This is a genomic window from Sphingomonas sp. 66-10, from assembly GCF_001897045.1.
In the GTDB taxonomy this organism is placed as follows: Bacteria; Pseudomonadota; Alphaproteobacteria; order Sphingomonadales; family Sphingomonadaceae; genus Sphingomonas; species Sphingomonas lycopersici.
The window spans coordinates 1-18,119 of the sequence record NZ_MKRR01000154.1 but is presented as its reverse complement, the minus strand read 5'-3'; the positions used below and the strand labels follow the sequence as shown (position 1 = coordinate 18,119).

Annotated in this window: 16 protein-coding genes and 2 pseudogenes; 4 read left to right on the top strand and 14 right to left on the bottom strand. The window is 68.4% G+C overall.

The window, feature by feature from the left end:
* Window positions 1-242: pseudogene (locus tag BGN95_RS23880) on the bottom strand (hypothetical protein); the annotation flags it as partial.
* A 107-nt stretch (window positions 243-349) separates the two neighbouring features.
* On the opposite strand from BGN95_RS23880, the gene lipB reads away from it, so the two are divergent.
* The 3 genes from lipB (at window position 350) to BGN95_RS23865 (ending at window position 2,245) form a co-directional block, all read left to right on the top strand.
* On the top strand, window positions 350-1,027 hold the full coding sequence (lipB, locus tag BGN95_RS23875; RefSeq protein ID WP_265269083.1) for a lipoyl(octanoyl) transferase LipB: 678 nt from the start codon (window positions 350-352) through the stop codon (window positions 1,025-1,027).
* An 88-nt stretch (window positions 1,028-1,115) separates the two neighbouring features.
* Entirely contained in the window at window positions 1,116-1,364 is a 249-nt protein-coding gene (locus BGN95_RS23870; protein WP_265269082.1) for a hypothetical protein, read from the top strand.
* Window positions 1,365-1,606: 242 nt separating this feature from the next.
* Entirely contained in the window at window positions 1,607-2,245 is a 639-nt protein-coding gene (locus tag BGN95_RS23865; protein WP_265269081.1) for a hypothetical protein, read from the top strand.
* A 141-nt stretch (window positions 2,246-2,386) separates the two neighbouring features.
* Here BGN95_RS23865 and queE read toward each other — a convergent pair whose 3' ends face one another.
* The 10 genes from queE to BGN95_RS23815 form a co-directional block, all read right to left on the bottom strand.
* Entirely contained in the window at window positions 2,387-3,019 is a 633-nt protein-coding gene (gene queE, locus BGN95_RS23860; protein WP_265269080.1) for a 7-carboxy-7-deazaguanine synthase, read from the bottom strand.
* 1 nt (window position 3,020) lies between these two features.
* A complete protein-coding gene (gene queC, locus BGN95_RS23855) occupies window positions 3,021-3,719 on the bottom strand; it encodes a 7-cyano-7-deazaguanine synthase QueC (RefSeq protein ID WP_265269079.1) in 699 nt (232 codons plus the stop codon).
* 179 nt (window positions 3,720-3,898) lie between these two features.
* The gene (locus BGN95_RS23850) at window positions 3,899-4,300 is read right to left on the bottom strand and encodes a hypothetical protein (protein ID WP_265269078.1); all 402 of its coding nucleotides are present in this window, start codon (window positions 4,298-4,300) and stop codon (window positions 3,899-3,901) included.
* Between the two features lie 47 nt (window positions 4,301-4,347).
* Window positions 4,348-5,256, bottom strand: a complete 909-nt coding sequence (hslO, locus tag BGN95_RS23845) for an Hsp33 family molecular chaperone HslO (RefSeq protein WP_286774242.1) — start codon at window positions 5,254-5,256, stop codon at window positions 4,348-4,350.
* Window positions 5,257-5,336: 80 nt separating this feature from the next.
* The gene (argF, locus tag BGN95_RS23840; protein WP_265269076.1) at window positions 5,337-6,260 is read right to left on the bottom strand and encodes an ornithine carbamoyltransferase; all 924 of its coding nucleotides are present in this window, start codon (window positions 6,258-6,260) and stop codon (window positions 5,337-5,339) included.
* A gap of 42 nt (window positions 6,261-6,302) precedes the next feature.
* Window positions 6,303-7,493 (bottom strand): aspartate aminotransferase family protein, encoded by a 1,191-nt coding sequence (locus BGN95_RS23835; protein WP_179510794.1) that lies wholly within the window; start codon window positions 7,491-7,493, stop codon window positions 6,303-6,305.
* Between the two features lie 254 nt (window positions 7,494-7,747).
* Entirely contained in the window at window positions 7,748-9,730 is a 1,983-nt protein-coding gene (gene parE / locus BGN95_RS23830; protein WP_179510792.1) for a DNA topoisomerase IV subunit B, read from the bottom strand.
* 90 nt (window positions 9,731-9,820) lie between these two features.
* Window positions 9,821-11,482 carry a pilus assembly protein TadG-related protein gene (locus BGN95_RS23825; RefSeq protein ID WP_286774241.1) on the bottom strand — a complete coding sequence of 554 codons (1,662 nt, stop codon included), beginning with the start codon at window positions 11,480-11,482 and terminating at the stop codon, window positions 9,821-9,823.
* The gene (locus tag BGN95_RS23820) at window positions 11,482-11,898 is read right to left on the bottom strand and encodes a TadE/TadG family type IV pilus assembly protein (protein WP_179510790.1); all 417 of its coding nucleotides are present in this window, start codon (window positions 11,896-11,898) and stop codon (window positions 11,482-11,484) included. The genes BGN95_RS23825 and BGN95_RS23820 overlap by 1 nt, the downstream gene beginning before the upstream one ends.
* A gap of 233 nt (window positions 11,899-12,131) precedes the next feature.
* A complete protein-coding gene (locus tag BGN95_RS23815; protein WP_286774240.1) occupies window positions 12,132-12,833 on the bottom strand; it encodes a GcrA family cell cycle regulator in 702 nt (233 codons plus the stop codon).
* A 61-nt stretch (window positions 12,834-12,894) separates the two neighbouring features.
* On the opposite strand from BGN95_RS23815, the gene BGN95_RS23810 reads away from it, so the two are divergent.
* On the top strand, window positions 12,895-13,749 hold the full coding sequence (locus tag BGN95_RS23810; protein ID WP_265269073.1) for an ABC transporter permease: 855 nt from the start codon (window positions 12,895-12,897) through the stop codon (window positions 13,747-13,749).
* A gap of 114 nt (window positions 13,750-13,863) precedes the next feature.
* Here the strand turns inward: BGN95_RS23810 and BGN95_RS23805 are convergent, their stop codons facing one another.
* The 3 genes and pseudogenes from BGN95_RS23805 to BGN95_RS23795 all read right to left on the bottom strand — a co-directional run.
* Window positions 13,864-15,033 carry a deoxyguanosinetriphosphate triphosphohydrolase gene (locus BGN95_RS23805; protein ID WP_265314437.1) on the bottom strand — a complete coding sequence of 390 codons (1,170 nt, stop codon included), beginning with the start codon at window positions 15,031-15,033 and terminating at the stop codon, window positions 13,864-13,866.
* Complete coding sequence (locus BGN95_RS23800; RefSeq protein WP_286774239.1) at window positions 15,030-17,162, bottom strand: SPOR domain-containing protein; 2,133 nt, start codon at window positions 17,160-17,162, stop codon at window positions 15,030-15,032. The genes BGN95_RS23805 and BGN95_RS23800 overlap by 4 nt, the downstream gene beginning before the upstream one ends.
* Window positions 17,163-17,319: 157 nt before the next feature.
* Window positions 17,320-18,119, bottom strand: a pseudogene (locus BGN95_RS23795) (cell division protein FtsZ); the annotation flags it as partial.

The window sequence follows — 18,119 nt, the reverse complement described above, 5'->3', positions numbered from 1 at the left end:
CGCGCGATCGCGCCCGCCCGATGCCGGTCGACCGCGGGGTCGCTGGCCATCGCGGTCATCGCCAGCACGCCCCAGATGGCGAGCACCAGCACCGCCAGCCCGACCAGCGCGGCAAGCACACGCAGGCCACCCCCCGCCCCGCCGCTCGCCGCGACGAAGCGCAGGATCGTCTGCAGCAACGAGGGCAGGAACAGGAACAGCCCGGCGAGCCATGCCAACAGGCCGGCGCGGCCAGCGATCACTTCGCACGTTCGATCCCAAACCGTGCCGATCCGTATCATCATGCGCCACCTGTAACCCATTGCCCCCGCGCTTGCCAATCGAGCGTCGCGGTCGCATCTGGGCGCGCGTGGACCAAGCAGCCAACCCATCAGCCGCGATCGAATGGCGCGTATCGCCCGGGCTTACCGATTATACCGCCGCGCTGGCCGAGATGGAGGCGCGCGCCGCCGCGATCGCCGCGGGAGAGGCCGGCGAGCTGATCTGGCTGGTCGAGCATCCCCCGGTCTATACCGCGGGCACCAGCGCGGATCCCGCCGAGCTGATCGACCCCCGTTTCCCGGTGGTCAGCGCCGGGCGCGGCGGGCGTTACACCTATCACGGGCCGGGGCAGCGCGTCGGCTATCTGATGCTCGATCTCACGCGGCGCGGGCGCGACGTGCGGCATTTCGTCCATTCGGTCGAAGGCTGGGTGATCGATGCGCTGGCCGAGCTGGGGATCGAAAGCTTCCGCGCGCCGGGGCGGATCGGCATCTGGACGATCGATCGCGCGGGGCACGAGGCGAAGATCGGCGCGATCGGGGTGCGCGTGCGGCGTTGGGTGACCTTTCACGGCTTTTCGGTGAACCTCTCGCCGAACCTCGCCGATTTCGGCGGGATCGTGCCGTGCGGGATCGCCGAATATCCCGTCACCAGCGCGGAAATGCTTGGCGCACCACATAATCTTGCAACCTTTGACGCGGCTTTGGCGTTGACGCGGGACCGATTTCTCGAAAGGCTTTCTTGTGCTCGTGAAAACGAGACTTGAGAGCGCGGCCAGATGCGACTAATGTCCCCCTCGATTTGGGGATTAATGGCCAAGCTGCCGTCCAAATCTACTGTCTAGGGAGCTTTCAATGCGTGCTATTTCCAAGATCCTGACCGGTACGGCCATTGCGGCGGCGGCTCTGGCCGTCTCGGCCTGTGGCTCGAAGACCGAGACCAGCACCGAGAACACCACGATTACCGACATGAACGCCACCGAGGGCATGGACACCACCAGCGACAACATGACCGCGGTCGACAGCTCCATGAACGCTGGCGCGATGGCGAACGACGCGGGTGCGGCCGATGCCAATGCGGCTGCGCCGGGCAACGCCCATTGATAGGCCGCAAGGCAATCAGGAAAAGAAAGGGGCCGTCCGGGCGACCGGGCGGCCCTTCTCATTGGCGGGGACGGGCCATGACACGCCGGGCAAGCGCAATGCGACGGATCGAGTCAACGTTGTGACGAATCGGGGTTGGGTTGGCGGCCCAATCGGCCTAGAATCCCGCGCGTAGCGTGGGAGGACCTGGAATGTCGTTGGGGCGGATCATCGGAGCGGGAGCAGCCGCGGGGGCTCTCTTGATGGCCGGGCCTGCCGCCGCGCAATTCTTCATGCAGGCCAAGGACGTCTCCGGCCAGCCGGTAACCGGCACCGAAACCGGGCTCGGCCCGTCGCTGCCGGGGGCCACCCCGGAGGAGGCGAAAGCCGCGATCATATGGAACGTGCGTGCCGCGCTGAACGTCGCCGCGCTGCAATGCCAGTTCGAGCCGACCCTGCTGGCGGTGAGCAATTACAATGCGATGCTCGTCGATCATAAGGTCGAGCTGAAACGTTCTTGGGACGTGCTCGGCAAATATTTCGCGCGCAACAACAAGACGCCCAAGGCCGCGCAGAACGCGCTCGACCAGTTCGGCACCAAGACCTATTCGAGCTTCACCACGGTTGCCGCACAATATAATTTCTGCCTCGCCGCCAATGACGTCGGCCGCGATATCGTTTTCGCGCCGCGCGGCGGCTTCGGCACGGTCGCGCTCCAGCGGATCCGCGAATTGCGCAACAGCCTGACGCCGTGGGGCGAGCAGCGCTTCCCGCGCTTCGTCTGGCCGCAGACGACGCTGCCGCGGCTCGATCCGATCTGCTGGAAGAACGGCGAGTGGCAGGTCAAGAAGTGCGGCGCGCAGAATTTCCCGCCCGCGGGCACGGGTATCGCGCAGCGCTGAGACGAAGCGGTCGATCGGAATTACTATCCCCTGCCGCCCCGGCGCAGGCCGGGGTCCGGTTACGACCGGCCCGACACTGGCCCCCGGCCTGCGCCGGGGTGGACGGTTTGGGAAGGTTCGGGTTTCGCCCCTCAATGCGTCTTAACGCAACCCCAGCATCTTGTGCGTCTGGAGCGTCAGCCGCCAGCGCGGCCGCTGCATCACGAAGGCGATCGCCGCCGCGCGGTTCGCCTCGGCGTGCGGATCGTCGAGCGGCTGGACGAGCAGGTGCGCGAAATCCCAGCGCTCCATCGCATCGACATCGCTGCCCGGCTGCGGCCAGACGAGTTTGAGCTCGTCGCCCGAGCGTTGCACCGTCTCGCTGCCGGCCTTGGGGCTGATGCACACCCAGTCGATCCCGGGGTGGACCGGCAGGGTACCGTTGCTCTCGATCGCGATCGCGAAGCCCGCCGCGTGGAGCGCATCGACCAAGGCGTCGTCGACCTGCAGCATTGGCTCGCCCCCGGTCAGCACCGCGAAGCGCTCGGCGGTATCGCCGTCCCACATCGCCGCCGCCGCTGCCGCCAGCGCTGCCGCATCGGCGAAGCGCGCGCCGCCCGCGCCGTCCATCCCGACGAAATCGGTATCGCAGAAACGGCAGATCGCGGTCGCGCGATCCTCCTCGCGGCCCGACCACAGGTTGCAGCCGGCGAAGCGCACGAACACCGCGCGCCGCCCGGCCTGCACGCCCTCGCCCTGGAGGGTCAGGAACATTTCCTTGACCGCGTAGCTCATGTCACGGCGCCGGCGGGGTGACCGCATAAGCGGTCGGATCGGGCACACCGGCATCCTCGAACCCCTTGTGGCGCAGCCGGCAGCTATCGCACAGCCCGCAATGCAGCCCGCCGGGCGCGGGATCGTAACATGACCAGCTCACCCCCATCTCGATGCCGAGCCGCGCGCCTTCGCGCACGATATCGGCCTTGGTCATCATCTGCAGCGGCGCGCGGATGCGGAACGGCGTGCCCTCGACCCCCGCCTTGGTGGCGAGCTCGGCAAGCGTCTCGAACCCGGCGATGAATTCGGGCCGGCAATCGGGATAGCCCGAATAATCGAGTGCATTGACCCCGACATAGATGTCGCGCGCGCCGCTCGCCTCGGCCCAGCCGAGCGCGAGGCTGAGGAAGATCGTGTTGCGCGCGGGGACATAGGTGATCGGAATCCCCTCCCCCACGCCGTCCTTCGGCACGTCGATATCGTCGGTCAGCGCCGAGCCGCCGAACGCGCGCAGATCGAGCGGGAGCACGACATGCCGTTCCGCCCCCAGCATCTTCGCGACGCGCCGCGCCGCGGCGAGCTCGACCTGGTGCCGCTGATTATAGTCGACCGACAGCGCGAGCACGCGAAAACCGGCCTCGCGCGCCAAAGCGGCGGAAACCAGTGAATCGAGGCCGCCCGAAACCAGGACGACCGCCAGCGGGGATTGGCTTGTCATAAGAAAACGTCAGCTAGGGTCTCGCCGCGCGTCGCGCAAGAAAAAGGGCCGCCCGAAGGCGACCCGAAGGATTCACGGCCGTCGCCGGCCGGATCAGGGAGAGAACGTGCTCCACGTAAAAAAGCACCACTCCCGTCTAGCCGATAAGGCTTAACAGCTTCCTAACGCACTCACCGGGATCAACATTTTCCGGCGAGCCGCCCCTCGTAATCGAGATCGAACGGCGCGCCCTTCACCAGACCCTGCGTCTGGAGGCGGATCAGGTTGCGATCCTCGACCTTGATCGTCGTCCGGCCATAGCCGGCGCCGGGGCATTGATATTGCACCGTCACCTTATTGGGCGCGTTCTCGATCACATATTGCGGGCATTGCGCCGGGCCATGCATCAGCTGGAGCAATTGCCGCGGATCGCGCACGCAAATCTCCCGCGCGGCGGCACCGCGGTGGCCGATCTCGTGCAAACCCCAATTGCCGCGCTCGACATTGCCGAGCGCCGCCATGCGCACATTCTGCGCCAGCGCGCCCGCGCTGAGCGCAACCACCAGCAGTGCCGCCGGACGAAGAAAGCCGAATCTTTTCACGAGCGAAACATATCAACGATTCACCGCAATCCAAGACCGCCTGACCGCTACGCGGCCAGGGAATCGAGCCGAACCGGGAAAATTTTCGAACAAAATTTGCAATCGACCGCGATCACGCCCTTTTCATCGGCCATCTCGCGCTGCTCCTCGGCCGGGAATTTCGCGATCACCGACAGGATATGCTCCGGGTTGCAGCGACAGCCGCGCGTCAGCGGGATCGCCGCGAGCACGCGCACCTCGGCTTCCTCGTTGAACAGCCGCCACACGAGATTTTCGAGCGGCAGCGTCGGATCGGCGAGTTCGTCCGCCCCCATCGTCGCGCCGAGCGCGGCGACATGCTCCCATTCGGGATGATCGAGCCGCACATGCAGCCGCTCGCGCCCCTCCTCGCCCTCGGGCAGATACTGGAGGAACAGCCCACCCGCGACGATGCGGCCGCCCACGCGCTGCACCCCGACGCGCAACAGGCTGGGGATCTGCTCCGAGCGGACGAAATAATTCTCCGCCGCCTCGGTCAGCGTCGCGCCGTCAAGCGGAACGATGCCCTGATAGCGCTCGCCGGTGGTCGCCATGTCGAAGGTGATCGCGAGATAGCCCTGCCCGAACAACGCGAACAAGGTCGGCTCGGCCGGCGCGGCGGCAAGCTGGTCGGCGTCGTAATCGACATAGCCGCGCAATTCTCCCGCGCGATAATCGACCACGAGCAGCCGCACGACGCCATTGTCGGTCTGCGCCTGGAGCGTGAGCTGGCCGGCATCGTCCTTGAGCGTCGAGCCGATCAGCGCGCCCAGTGCCAAAGCCTCGGCCAGCAGCGCCTCGATCGCGGGGGGATAAGCATGCGCGGACAGGATATCGGTCGCCACCTGCCCCAGCCGCACAACACGGCCGCGCGCGCTGCGCCCCGGAATCGCGAAACCGAGCGCGCGATCGACGTCGATATGGTTAGCGTCAGCCATCAAGAATCAGCCCTCATCCCGGCACCGGCCGGGACGAAGCGCCGGCGAACCGGGCTTAAATGGGGATTATCGGTTGGCGATCAACCGATCTGTCCGAAGCACCAGCGGAGCACCGCCTTCTGCGCGTGGAGCCGGTTTTCCGCCTCTTCCCAGATCAGCGACTGCGGCCCGTCGATCACCTCGGCGGTCACTTCCTCACCGCGATGCGCGGGGAGGCAGTGGAGGAACACCGCATCGGGTTTGGCCTGCGCCATCAGCGCCGCATCGACCTGATAGGGCATCATCGCCTTGAGCTTGGTTTCGGCATGCGCCTGCCCCATCGAGATCCAGGTATCGGTGACGATCACGTCGGCCCCCGCCGCCGCCTCGCGCGGATCGGCGACGATGCGCGCGCGGCCCTTGCCCAGCGCGACATCGGCGTCGCTCGGCATGAAGCCCTGCGGGCAGGCCGCGACCACGTCGAAATGGAGCAGCCCGGCCGCCTCCATGATCGAGGCGAGCACATTGTTGCCGTCGCCCAGCCACGCCACCTTGAGCCCGGGCAGCGCCTTGCCGTGTTCGAGGATCGCCTGGAGGTCGGCGACGATCTGGCACGGGTGCGAGGCATCGGTGAGCCCGTTGATCACCGGCACGCTGGCGTGCGCCGCCATTTCCTCGATCTTGGCATGATCGTCGGTGCGGATCATGATCGCGTCGACATAGCCCGACAGCACCCGCGCGGTATCGGCGATCGTCTCGCCGCGCCCGATCTGCATCGTCCCCGCATCGGCGACGATCGAGGTGCCGCCGAGCTGGCGGATCGCCATGTCAAAGCTGAAGCGGGTGCGCGTCGAATTCTTTTCGAACACCATCGCCAGCACGCGGCCGGCGAGCGGCGCATCGGCGTCGGGCGCGCCCTTGGGCAGTCCCACGCGCGCCGCCTTGCGGTCGATCGCATCGGCCAGCATCGCGGCGACGCCGTCCGCACCCGCGTCGGACAGATTCAGGAAATGACGGATGGTCATGATATCTCCCCCGAGAAGCCGCCCGGCACGCCGGGCGTCACCTCAATCGTCGGCCGCCGGGACGTAGACCCGCGCCGCCTCGCTCAGCCGCTCGATACATTCGGCGACATGGCTGTCGTCGATGTTGAGCGGCGGCAGGATGCGGACGACATTGTTGCCCGCCGCGACCAGCAGCAGCCCATGATTGTCGCGCGCATGCGCGACGAAGCGGCGACTGTCGCTCTTGAGCCTGAGCCCGAGCATCAGCCCGTGGCCCTGCACCCCGGCGAAGAGATGATCATGGTTGGGGATCATCTGTTCGAGCGCCTGGCGCAACCGGTTGCCCATCTTCTCGACATTGGCGAGGAAGCCTTCTTCGAGGATCACGTCGAGCACCGCTTCGCCCGCCGCCATCGCCAGCGGGTTGCCGCCATAGGTCGAGCCGTGGGTGCCGATCACCATCCCCTTGGCGGCCTCCTCGGTCGCGAGGCAGGCGCCGAGCGGGAAGCCGCCGCCGATCCCCTTGGCCACCGCCATGATATCGGGGGTGATGCCGTAAAGCTCATGCGCGAACAATTTGCCGGTGCGGCCATAGCCCGCCTGCACCTCGTCGAGCACCAGCAGCAGGCCGTGCTCGTCGCACGCCTTGCGCAGCCCCTGGAGGAATTCCTGCGTCGCCGGGCGGATGCCGCCCTCGCCCTGGATCGGCTCGACCAGGAAACCGGCGGTATTGTCGTCGATCAGCGCCAGCGCGCCGGCGAGATCGTTGAACTGGGCATATTTAAAGCCCGGCAGCAGCGGCTCGAACCCGTCGCGCATCTTGGGCTGGTTGGTCGCGGAGATCGTCCCGAGCGTCCGGCCGTGGAAGGCGGTATCGAACGCGATCAGGTCATGCCGCTGGGGGTTGCCGTTGGCGAAATGATAGCGCCGCGCGGTCTTGATCGCGCATTCCACCGCCTCGGCGCCCGAATTGGTGAAGAACACCGTATCGGCGAAGGTCGCATCGACCAGCCGCTGCGCGAAATGCTCGCCCTGCGGGCTGCCGTAGAGGTTGCTGACATGCATCAGCGTCGCCGCCTGATCGGCGATCGCCTTGACCAGCTTCGGGTGGCCGTGGCCGAGGCAATTGACCGCGATGCCGCTGGCGAAATCGAGATATTTCTCGCCGCGCTCGCCGAACAGATACGCCCCCTCGCCTCGCACCGGCCGCACCCCCGACCGGGGATAAACGGGCATCAGGGCGGTGATGGTCACGGGGCATCTCCTGCAAAAAGAGCAAGGGCGACCCCGGAAAGGGGTCGCCCGGAAGCCGCTAATACCGGCGAGCGCGGCGGAGCGTCAACATCCCGCCTTTCGGCCCGCACAACCACCCCGGCGAAGGCCGGGGTCCAGTTACGACCGGTTCGATGCTGGACCCCGGCCTGCGCCGGGGTGGAAGGGATTTACGGCTGTCTGCTCGATCCCTCTTCTCTTCCGTCATTCCCGCCTGCGCGGGAATGACGGAGGCATCACGCGTCGATCGTTTCCTCGTCGATCCGCGCAGCATTTTCCTGGATGAAGGCGAAGCGGTGCGCCGGGTTGGTGCCCATCAGCCGGTCGACCAGGTCCTTCACGCCGGCGCGCTCCTCATATTCCTGCGGCAGGGTGATGCGGATCAGGCTGCGCGTCGCGCTGTCCATCGTCGTTTCGCGGAGCTGACCCGGGTTCATCTCGCCCAGCCCCTTGAAGCGCGCGACCTCGACCTTCTTGCCCTTGAACGGCCCCGCCTCGATCTCGGCGCGGTGCGCATCGTCGCGCGCGTAGAGCGACTTGCTCCCCGCGGTCAGGCGGTAGAGCGGCGGCTGCGCGAGATAGAGGTGCCCGCGGCGCACGATATCGGGCATCTCCTGGAAGAAGAAGGTCATCAGCAGCGTCGCGATATGCGCGCCGTCGACATCGGCGTCGGTCATGATGATGACGCGCTCGTAGCGCAGGTTGTCCGCCAGACAATCCTTGCGCGTGCCGCAGCCCAATGCCTGGATCAGATCGGCGATTTCCTGATTGGCGAGGATCTTGGCCGAGGTCGCCGACGCGACGTTGAGGATCTTGCCGCGGATCGGCAGGATCGCCTGCGTCTTGCGGTCGCGCGCCTGCTTGGCCGAGCCGCCCGCCGAATCGCCCTCGACGATGAACAACTCGGTCCCCTCGGGGCTGTCGGCGGCGCAATCGGTGAGCTTGCCCGGGAGGCGCAATTTGCGCCCCGAGGTGGCGGTCTTGCGCTTGACCTCGCGCTCCTGCTTGCGGCGCAGGCGATCGTCCATCCGCTCGAGCACATAGCCAAGCAGCGCCTTGCCGCGTTCCATATTGTCGCTGAGGAAATGATCGAAATGGTCGCGCGCGGCCTTTTCGACCAGCCCCGCCGCCTCGGGCGAGGTCAGCCGGTCCTTGGTCTGCGACTGGAATTGCGGATCGCGGATGAACACCGAGAGCATCAGCTCCGATCCGACCATCACGTCGTCGGCGTTCAAATCCTTGGCGCGCTTGTTGCCGACCAGCTCGCCGAACGCGCGAAGCCCGCGCACCAGCGCCTGCCGCAGCCCCTGTTCGTGGGTGCCGCCGTCCGGCGTCGGGATCGTGTTGCAATACCAGCTATAGCTGCCGTCGGACCACAAGGGCCACGCCACCGCCCATTCGAGCCGCCCCTGCCCGTCGGGAAATTCCTGCGTCCCCGCGAAGAAATCCGCGGTCGCGCATTCGCGCCCGCCGAGCTGTTCGCGCAGATGATCGGCGAGCCCGCCGGGGAATTGGAACACCGCCTCGGCCGGGGTGTCGTCGGTGATCAGCTCGGGGGCACATTTCCAGCGGATCTCGACGCCCGCGAACAGATAGGCCTTGGAGCGCGCGAGCCGATAGAGCCGCGCCGGTTTGAAATGCAGCTCGCTCCCGAAAATCTCCTCGTCGGGGGTGAAGGAGACCGAGGTGCCGCGCCGGTTGGGCGCCGCGCCGACCGTCTCCAGCGGGGTCAGCGTCTGCCCGCGCGAGAAGCTCTGGCGGTAGAGCTGGCGGTCGCGCGCCACCTCGACCACCGTGTCCGACGACAAGGCGTTGACCACCGACACGCCGACGCCGTGCAACCCGCCCGACGTGGCATAGGCCTTGCCGGTGAACTTGCCCCCCGAGTGGAGCATCGAGAGGATCACCTCGAGCGCGCTCTTGCCGGGGAATTTGGGGTGCGGATCGACCGGCATCCCGCGTCCGTTGTCGACGATCGTCAGCCGGTTGCCGACCGCCAGCGTCACCTCGATCCGCGTCGCATGGCCCGCAACCGCCTCATCCATCGCATTGTCGAGCACTTCGGCCGCGAGGTGGTGCAGCGCGCGCTCGTCGGTGCCGCCGATATACATGCCGGGGCGCCGCCGCACCGGCTCCAGCCCTTCGAGCACCTCGATCGACGAGGCGTCGTAGCTGTTGGCGGTGGCGGAAGAGGGGGAAGCGAACAGATCGTCGGACATGGAACGGCTATATCGGGGCGCGCGGCGACAGCAAACCCCGGCGTCCGACCTTCGCCGTCATGCCGGACGCGGCTCGACGGTCGAGGGCATTTACCCCACCAGCACCGCCGCGCCGCAGCGCATCCCGGTGACGCGCAGATCGGCCTGGCCGATCCCCACCCCCAATGTGCCGGTGACGGTCATCAGCAACGTATCGAGCGCGGGCGAGACGAGCTGCAGCGCCGAGGTCACCGGCTGGAGCAGCGGCGAGACCGGCACCCGCAGGCCGGCGAGCACCACCGCCAGATTAGCCTGCTGGACCAGCGAGGTGGCGAGCCCGTTGACCGGCACCGTCTGGCTGATCGTCTGGCTCTGCCCGGCCTGGATCGCGGGCAGGCCGAAGGTCAGCTGCTGCCACGGTTCGCTTGCCCCGGTCGAGATGTTGCTGCTGCCGACCACGTCGACCAGCAAGGCGTGGACCAGCGTGGTTTCCGTCGGGTTGATCGGCGTGGAAAAATCGTTGAGCGCCGAGGTGTTGATGTTGCCGATCGCGGCGCGCACCGCATCGGTCCGGGCGTCGAGCGTCGTGCTCGGCGTCGTCCCGCCGGCGCAGTTGATCGCGTTGAGCCGCCCCTCCGCGCCGGCGAGCTCGACGAACAGCGGCAGGTTGATCGAGACCAGCCCGCCCAGCCCGGAGATCAGCGTCGGTGCGAGCTGGGCCTGGACGAAGAGCCGCGTCTGCGCGGTGTGGAGGATCGGCGCGCCCGATGCGGTGATCGTGATCCACGGCGATTGCGCCTGCCGCTGGCCCACCGCCAGAAATACCTTGGTCGAGGCGAGCCCCGGCACGCTCGCGCCCAGATCGAGCGCCACCTGTCGCTGCTGCGACGCGAGCTGGAGCACCGCGGTGGCCATCGCCAGCGCATTGACCTTGGCGAGCCCGGTCCCGCCCTCGCTCTGCGTCGCGAACGGCCCGGCATCGATCAGCGCGGACAAGGTGAGCGATTGCCCGCCGCTGACGTTGAGCAGATTCTTGATCGCGGTCGCCGCCGCCGGCTGGCCGTCCGCCGACAGCGCGGAGGCGATCGCGTTGAGCACCTGCGGCGTCGAGACATTGCTGTTGAGCACGTCGCCGAACGTCAGCGCCTTCAGCCCGGCGGAGGTGCGCAGCAGCGGCAGGAAGCGCAACAGATCGACATCGGCGCCGACCAGCGACTGATAATCCATCACCGACAGCGAGACATTGCTGCCGGTCAGCGCGGAGAGATACGAATTGAGCAGCCCGCCGTTGAGGCTCGCCAGCCGCGACCCGATCGAGAAGGCCGCATAACGCTGTTGCGCCGCGGTCGCCTGGCGCGAGATGACGATATTGGTCTTGCCGAAAATCCGCGCGAAGAAGGTCGGCGAGGTCGATTGCAGCACGACCCGCATGGCGTTGCCGCTGCCGTTGCTCAACGGGGTGAAGCGCGACGCGGCCGCGATCGACGCATCCTGTACGTAATTGCCGGGAATGACCTGCGCTGTCACCGATCGCGGAAAGCCGGCGGCGGTGACCGCCGCCTGCGCCGTCACCTGCGCCTTGGTCGGATCGCCCGACGCCGCGGCGAGCGCGGCGGCATCCGCCACCCCCTGCAGCCGCCGGGTATCAAGCTGCACCGCGCCGAGATCGACCGCGAAAGCGGCCATCCCGATCACCACCGGCAGCGCCGCCGCGACCAATATCCCGGCGCCCGCGCGGCGATCGCGGAGCAAACGGAGGGGATGCGGCCACATCACAGGACACCGCCCTGCTGGATCACCGCGCTGCGAACGATCGTCGGATCGGGCATCGGCAGCAAATTGAGCCGGTACAGGCCGATCCGGCTGGCATCGACTCGCACCTGCACCGTCACCGACGGCAGCGACTCGCTCACCGACAGCGTCGCGCTGGCGACCTCCGGCAGATTGGGAAGCTCGCGCGTCAGCGCGGCCTGGGCGAGCGATTGACGCTCGGCGCTGCTCATCCCGGCGACCGTCGCCCGCGCGGCGTCATTCGCGATCTGCTGCGCGCTATGCGCAAGCAGGAAATACTGGCCGTAGCCGAGTATCCCCAGCAGGATCATCATCAAGAGCGGTGCGATCAGCGCGAATTCAACCAGGCTCGCGCCGCGCGAATCGTTGGGAAAAAACCGAACGACATGACGTGCCATGAGACCCCCCCCTCATGAGAGAGGAAGGTCCCATTTCCCTATTAACATTGACTTAAATACGCAGCGACAATGGCTCGAATGGCGATGCACCCATTTCCCTTAACTCCCCTCCCCGGTGAAAGTAGGGCTGGGGGTGGGTGGGTATGAGGCGCGCGCAACGGTAGCCTCGCGGGCCAACCCACCCCCGACCTCTCCCTTGTTCAAGGGAGGGGAGAAGAACTAGCGAATGCCTATCAGCGCATCCGCGGGCCGCCGAACGGCAGCGGCGGGGCGCGACGGTCACGACGCGGCAATTGCGCCTGATAGGCGTGGCCGCAATGCTCGACGCAATAAGGGAAACCGGGGTTCACCTTGTCGCCGCAGAAGTGGAAATCGGGCTCACCGGGGTGGCCGAGCGGCCATTTGCAAACCTTGTCGTTGAGATCGAGCAGGCTGGTCTTGCCGGCGATCTCGGGCGAGGGCTTGGCGGGGACGAGTCGGCGCGGCGGCGCGGGGGCGATCGGCGGCTGCTGCTCGCCCGGCGCCTGACGCACGAAACCGCCCGGCCCGACCGAGCGCAGCACCGGCTGCTGGTCCGACGGCGTGCGCGGCGACAGATCGGTGGTGATCGTGATCGGCTTGGGCTCCGACGCGCGCGGTGCCGCGGGCGCCGCCGCAACAGGGGCAGCCGGCGGCGCCGGCGGTGCCGCGGGCGCAGCGGCGACCGGCGGCGACGGCGCGCGCGGCGCCGGGGCGGCGGCGGGCGCGGACGGCGCCTTCGCCTCGGCCTCCTTCGGCACGACCGGCGACGGGCGCGACTGCAGCCCGAGGCGATGCGCCTTGCCGATCACGGCATTACGGCTGACCCCGCCCAGCGCCTCGGCGATCTGGCTCGCGGTCTGCCCGCCTTCCCACATGGTCTTGAGCGTCTGGATACGCTCCTCGGTCCACGACATAATCTTCCCTCGTTGGCGGCCGGGTTGCAGCCGCTCGCCGCAGCGTCTACCCGCATGCGTGATGAGCAGCCATCCCCCAATCGGCCATAATCCGTCGGCGATCAGAAACGCACCGGGCGTTCCGGTGATCCGAAACGTCAATTGGGGCGGCCTGAAGACCCTCTATGTGAAGGAGGTGCGCCGGTTCTTCAAGGTGCACCTCCAGACTGTATGGGCGCCGGCCGCCACCACCTTGCTGTTCCTGATCGTTTTCACGATCGCGACAGGGGCGAAACGCCCGGTGCATGTCGGCGGAATCGACATCCCCTTCGCCGATTTCATCGCCCCCGGGCTGATCATCAGCCAGGGGATGATGAACCCTGCCTTCGCCAATGCCAGCTTCTCGCTGCTGGTCGGCAAGATCCAGGGGACGATCGTCGATTATCTCCAGCCGCCGCTCTCCAATCTGGAGCTGCTGACGGCGCTGGTCGGCGGGGCGATGACCCGCGCCTTCCTCGTCGGGCTGATCTGCTGGGCGGCGATGGCGCTCTATCCGGGCGTCCATGTCACCCCGGTGCATCCGGTCGCGGTGATCTGGTTCGGCTTCCTCGGCGCGGCGTTCCTCGCCTTCCTCGGGGTGCTGACCTCGATCTGGGCGGAGAAATTCGATCATGCCGCGGCGGTGACCAATTTCGTCATCGCGCCGCTTTCGCTCCTCTCGGGCACCTTCTATTCGGTCGACCATCTCGCGCCCGCCTTCCGCGCGTTCAGCCATGTGAACCCGTTCTTCTACATCATCTCGGGCTTCCGCTACGGTTTCCTCGGCACCGCCGATTCGCCGGTGCTGGTGGGCAGCGTGGTGATCCTCGCGCTCGATATCGCGCTCGGGCTGCTGTGCTACGTCGCGCTGCGGCGCGGGTGGAAGCTGAAGAACTGAGCCCCTTCCCCGTCATTCCCGCGAAGGCGGGAATCCATTCTGGCTGGCTCCGGCGATAGAATCGCAGACGGTTGTGCTTATGGATTCCCGCCTTCGCGGGAATGACGGAGATTTCTAAAACCCCTCGGGCATCTCGGCCGGGCCGACCACGCGTTCATATTCGCGGATCGCGTAACGATCGGTCATCCCCGCGATATAATCGGCGATATGGCGGCTGAGCGCTGGCTCCTCCGCCGGTAGCGCCGCGCGCCATTCTTCGGGCATCAGCAGCGGATCGGCGCGCAGCGCGGCGAACAGCCCCGCCACCACGCGATGCGCCGCCGCCGCGGCCTCGAGCTGGCGCGGGTGGTGATAGAGATTGGCGTACATGAAGCGCTTCAGATCGCGCTCCTCCTCGCGCATCGCATCGGAGAAGGCGACGAGCGCGCGCGCCGCGGCGCGCACGTCGGCCGCGTCGCGCACCCCCGATTCGGCGATCCGCCGCCGCGTCTCGCCGATCAGATCGAGCACCATCGCGCCAATCTGCTGCCGCACCAGCTCGCGCGACAGCCGCCGGTCGGAGATATCGGGAAAGCGCGTCTTCGCCGCCGCCCAGCCGCGTGCGACCAGCGGCACCGCGTGCAATTGCTCGGGGCTCAGGAGGCCGGCGCGCAGCCCGTCGTCGATATCGTGATTGTCATAGGCGATGTCGTCGGCGATCGCCGCGATCTGCGCCTCGAGGCTGGGCCAGGTGCCGAGTTCCAGCCCCGCCGCCGCATCCGCCTCGGCCAGCGCCCAGCCGGGATGCCGCACCGGGCCATTGTGCTTGGCGAGCCCCTCCAGCGTCTCCCACGTCAGGTTGAGCCCGTCGAACCGCGGATAGGAGCGCTCGATCCGCATCAGCGTGCGCAGCGTATGGCCGTTATGATCGAATCCCCCCTCGGCGAGCGTCGCCGCCTTGAGCGCATCCTCGCCGGCATGGCCGAACGGCGGGTGGCCGATATCGTGCGCGAGACAGATCGCCTCGGTCAGATCCTCGTTAACGCCAAGCGACCGCGCGATCGTCCGCCCGATCTGCGCCACTTCCAGGCTGTGGGTCAGCCGGACGCGGAAGTGATCGCCGTCGGGGGCGAGGAACACCTGAGTCTTGTGGCGCAGCCGGCGGAACGCGATCGAGTGGATGATGCGATCGCGATCGCGCTGATAATCGTCGCGCGGGCCGCGCGTCGCGCCGCCCTCCTCCGCGTGGAGCCGCCCGCGCCCGCGCGCCGGATCGGACGCGCAGGGCGCGAGCGCGCGGCTCATTTGCCCTCGATCTTGGTCATCTTCTGGCCGGCGGTGCTGGTGAAGGTGAACGCCTCGATCCCCTCCTTGCGCAGCTTGTTGACCATCGCGCGCGCTTCGGCCTCGCTCTTGAACGGGCCGGTGACGACGCGGTTGGTGGCGCGCAGCGGCGTCGTATAGGCGTGCTTGCCGTTGAGCGTGCTGCTCTTGGCCTGCGCCTTGGCCCAGGCCTTGGGCAGATCGCTCTCATTAGCCCCGCCCGCGACCTGCACCCAGATCCGCGACGGCTGCGCCTTGGCGGCCTTGCGCTCCTCGGCGGCCTGCTTGGCTTCCTCGGCCTTCTTGGCGGCGGCGAGCTTCTTGGCCGCTTCCGCCTTGCGCTCGGCGGCGGTCTGCTTCTTCGCGGGCTTGGCCTCGGCACCGGCAGCCTGATCCGCCTCTTCGTCGGCCTTGGCCGATGCCTTGCGGCCGCCTGCGGGCTTGTCGCGGACCTCCGCGAGATCGACCATTGCGAGATTCTTGGCCGCGGTCCGGGCGCGGCCAGTTGCGGACGTGGCCCGGGTCTCCTCCGCGGCGGCCTCGTCCACCGCCTTGCCGCGCGCGGCGCGCGACGATGATTTGACCGGCGGCGTCGCCTCGCTCTCCTCGCGCGCCGGTTTGGGCGGGGTGCGGACGACAGCGCGCGGCGGCAGCGTCTGCGCCACCTCACGGTGCGGCGCGACGCGCACCGCGGGCGATTCGGCGGGCGGCGGCGGCGCGGTGACGGGCGCCGGGCGCTCGTGCAGCTCGGATTGCGGCACCGAAATCCCCGCGATGATCCGCGCGAGGATCGTATCCTCGCTCGCCTTGGGCGAAACGGGGGTGGTCGGGGTCACGATCTGCGGCACGGGCGCAGCCGCGGCGGCGGTTTCCACCGGCGCGGGCGCCGGGGCTGCGGGCGGCGGTGCGATCGACTCGGCGCGCGGCACGCTCGGGATCGCCGGCGACGACGATTCGACCGGGCGAGGCGCGGCGCTGGCGACCTGTCGCGGCGACGGCGGCGTGGCATCGCGCTGCGCAAGCTGCGGCGGATAGGTGCGCGGCGGCAGCTTCTGCGACACTTCCTGCGGCGCGCCGAACACCACACCGCTGCCGGGATAGCGCGGCGGCTCGGGCAGATTGGGCTGGCTCGCCACCTGCGCAGGCGGCGCGGCGACCGGCACGACCGGCGCGACCTTGCCGCGGCGACGATCGCGTTCACGCTGGCGGCGGTCGCGGTCGCGCTCGCGCTCGGCGGCGGAGGGCTGCGGGGGCGGCGGGGCGGCGGCGACACGCACCGGCGCGCTGGTGGTTTCCGGCGGCAGCGGCGGTAGCGGCGGCGTCATCCGCGCATCGGCGAGCCGCGCCGCGCTCGCGCGGACTTCGCCGAAATGCACCGCAAATGCCTTGTCGACCGGCGCAAGCTTCGGCAGTTGCTGGAAGAAGCCGGCGAGCCCGCTCGCCATGCTCGGCGGCATCATCGTGCTCGCGATCTTCTCCGCGCCCGCCACGTCTCCGCCCATCGCGAGGATGAAGGCGCGCGCGCGCCACGCGCCGCGATCGCTTTTGCGCACCAGGGGCTCGATCTGCTTGAGCGCTTCGTCCTGTCGCCCGGAAATCGCCAGCGACAGCGCGTAGCGGCGCTGCACCTCGTCCTGCGGCCCGGCCTGAAGCGCAAGGCGATAGTCGCGCTGCGCGCGCTGCTGCTCGCCGATCAGATCATAGGCGAGCCCGCGATCCCCCGCGAAGGTGCGCGGATCGAGCCCATAGCCCGCCGCCTGGTCGAAATAGCGCAGCGCCTCGCCCGGCCGCTCCTGCTGGACAAGGATGCGCGCCATCCCGGCCTTCACCCGGCCGTTCATCGGATCGATCTGGTCGGCGCGCTTGAACAACGTGGCGGCGGCGGTGGGATCGCCGAGCGTCAGCGAGAGTTCGCCAGCCTCGATCAACGCATTGAGATCGCGCGGGTTTGCACCCAGAGTGCGCATCGCCTCGGCCAGTTTGTCGGCGTCGGAGAGCACCCCGCGCGGCGGCAGCGGCTGGACCATCTGGAGCTGGGCGGCAACCGCCGCCGGCGCGGTCGCGGCGACCGATGTCAGCAGCAGGAATGCGAAGGAAATCGGGCGACTCATCGCGTCAGGAAAATTCTCTTGTCGAAAGGCGGAATGCCACCCTCCTTAACGAGTGCAGCCACGCCCCGCCAGCACCGGTCGCGACCGACCGGAAGCGACACACGGCGATCCGGGGGAGCGGCGCGGCCAACGCCGGCGGCGCTCCCCGAATGCGCGCTTACTGGTTGTTCTGACGATGCAGGAACCGCGGGATATCGAGCGAATCCTTGCCCTCGCCGTCCTCGGGGCGCTGCGCCCCGCGCGAGGCGTTCTGCATCCGCTCGAACAGGGTGCCGCCGAGCTTGACGCGTGGTGCCGGCGCGGCCTCCTCTTCGGCATCGGCGCCCGACGACAGCCAGCGGCGGCGTGGCGCCTGCGCGGGCGCTTCGTCGTCGAACACCTTGGGCTGCTCAGCGGCGGCCGGCGGGGTCGCGGCGGGCGCCGGCTCGGGCACGATCGTCTCGGCGCCGAGCAGCAGTTCGTCGTCGGCGGGCTCGGCCGGCGGCGCGGCGGCCTCGGTCGGCGCAGGCTTCGCCTCAGGCGCCGGGGTCTCGACCGCAGCAGGCTCGGCCGCGGCGGCCTCCTCCTTCGGCGCGGCAGCCGGGGCGGCCGGCTCGCTGCGACGCGGCGCGGAGAAGGTGAAGGCGCGCGCCGGCTCGGCCGCGGGGGCCTCGGTGCGCGCTTCGGCCTCGATCCCGGTCGCGACGACCGAGACGCGGATCTTGCCTTCGAGCTCGGGGTTGAACGCCGATCCCCAGATGATGTTGGCTTCGGGATCGACCAGCTCGCGGATGTGGTTCGCGGCCTCGTCGACCTCGAGCAGGCGCATGTCCTCGCCGCCGGTGATCGAGATGATCACGCCCTTGGCGCCCTGCATCGACACGCCGTCGAGCAGCGGGTTGGCGATCGCCTTCTGCGCGGCGACCAAAGCGCGGTCGTCGCCCTCGGCCTCGCCGGTGCCCATCATCGCCTTGCCCA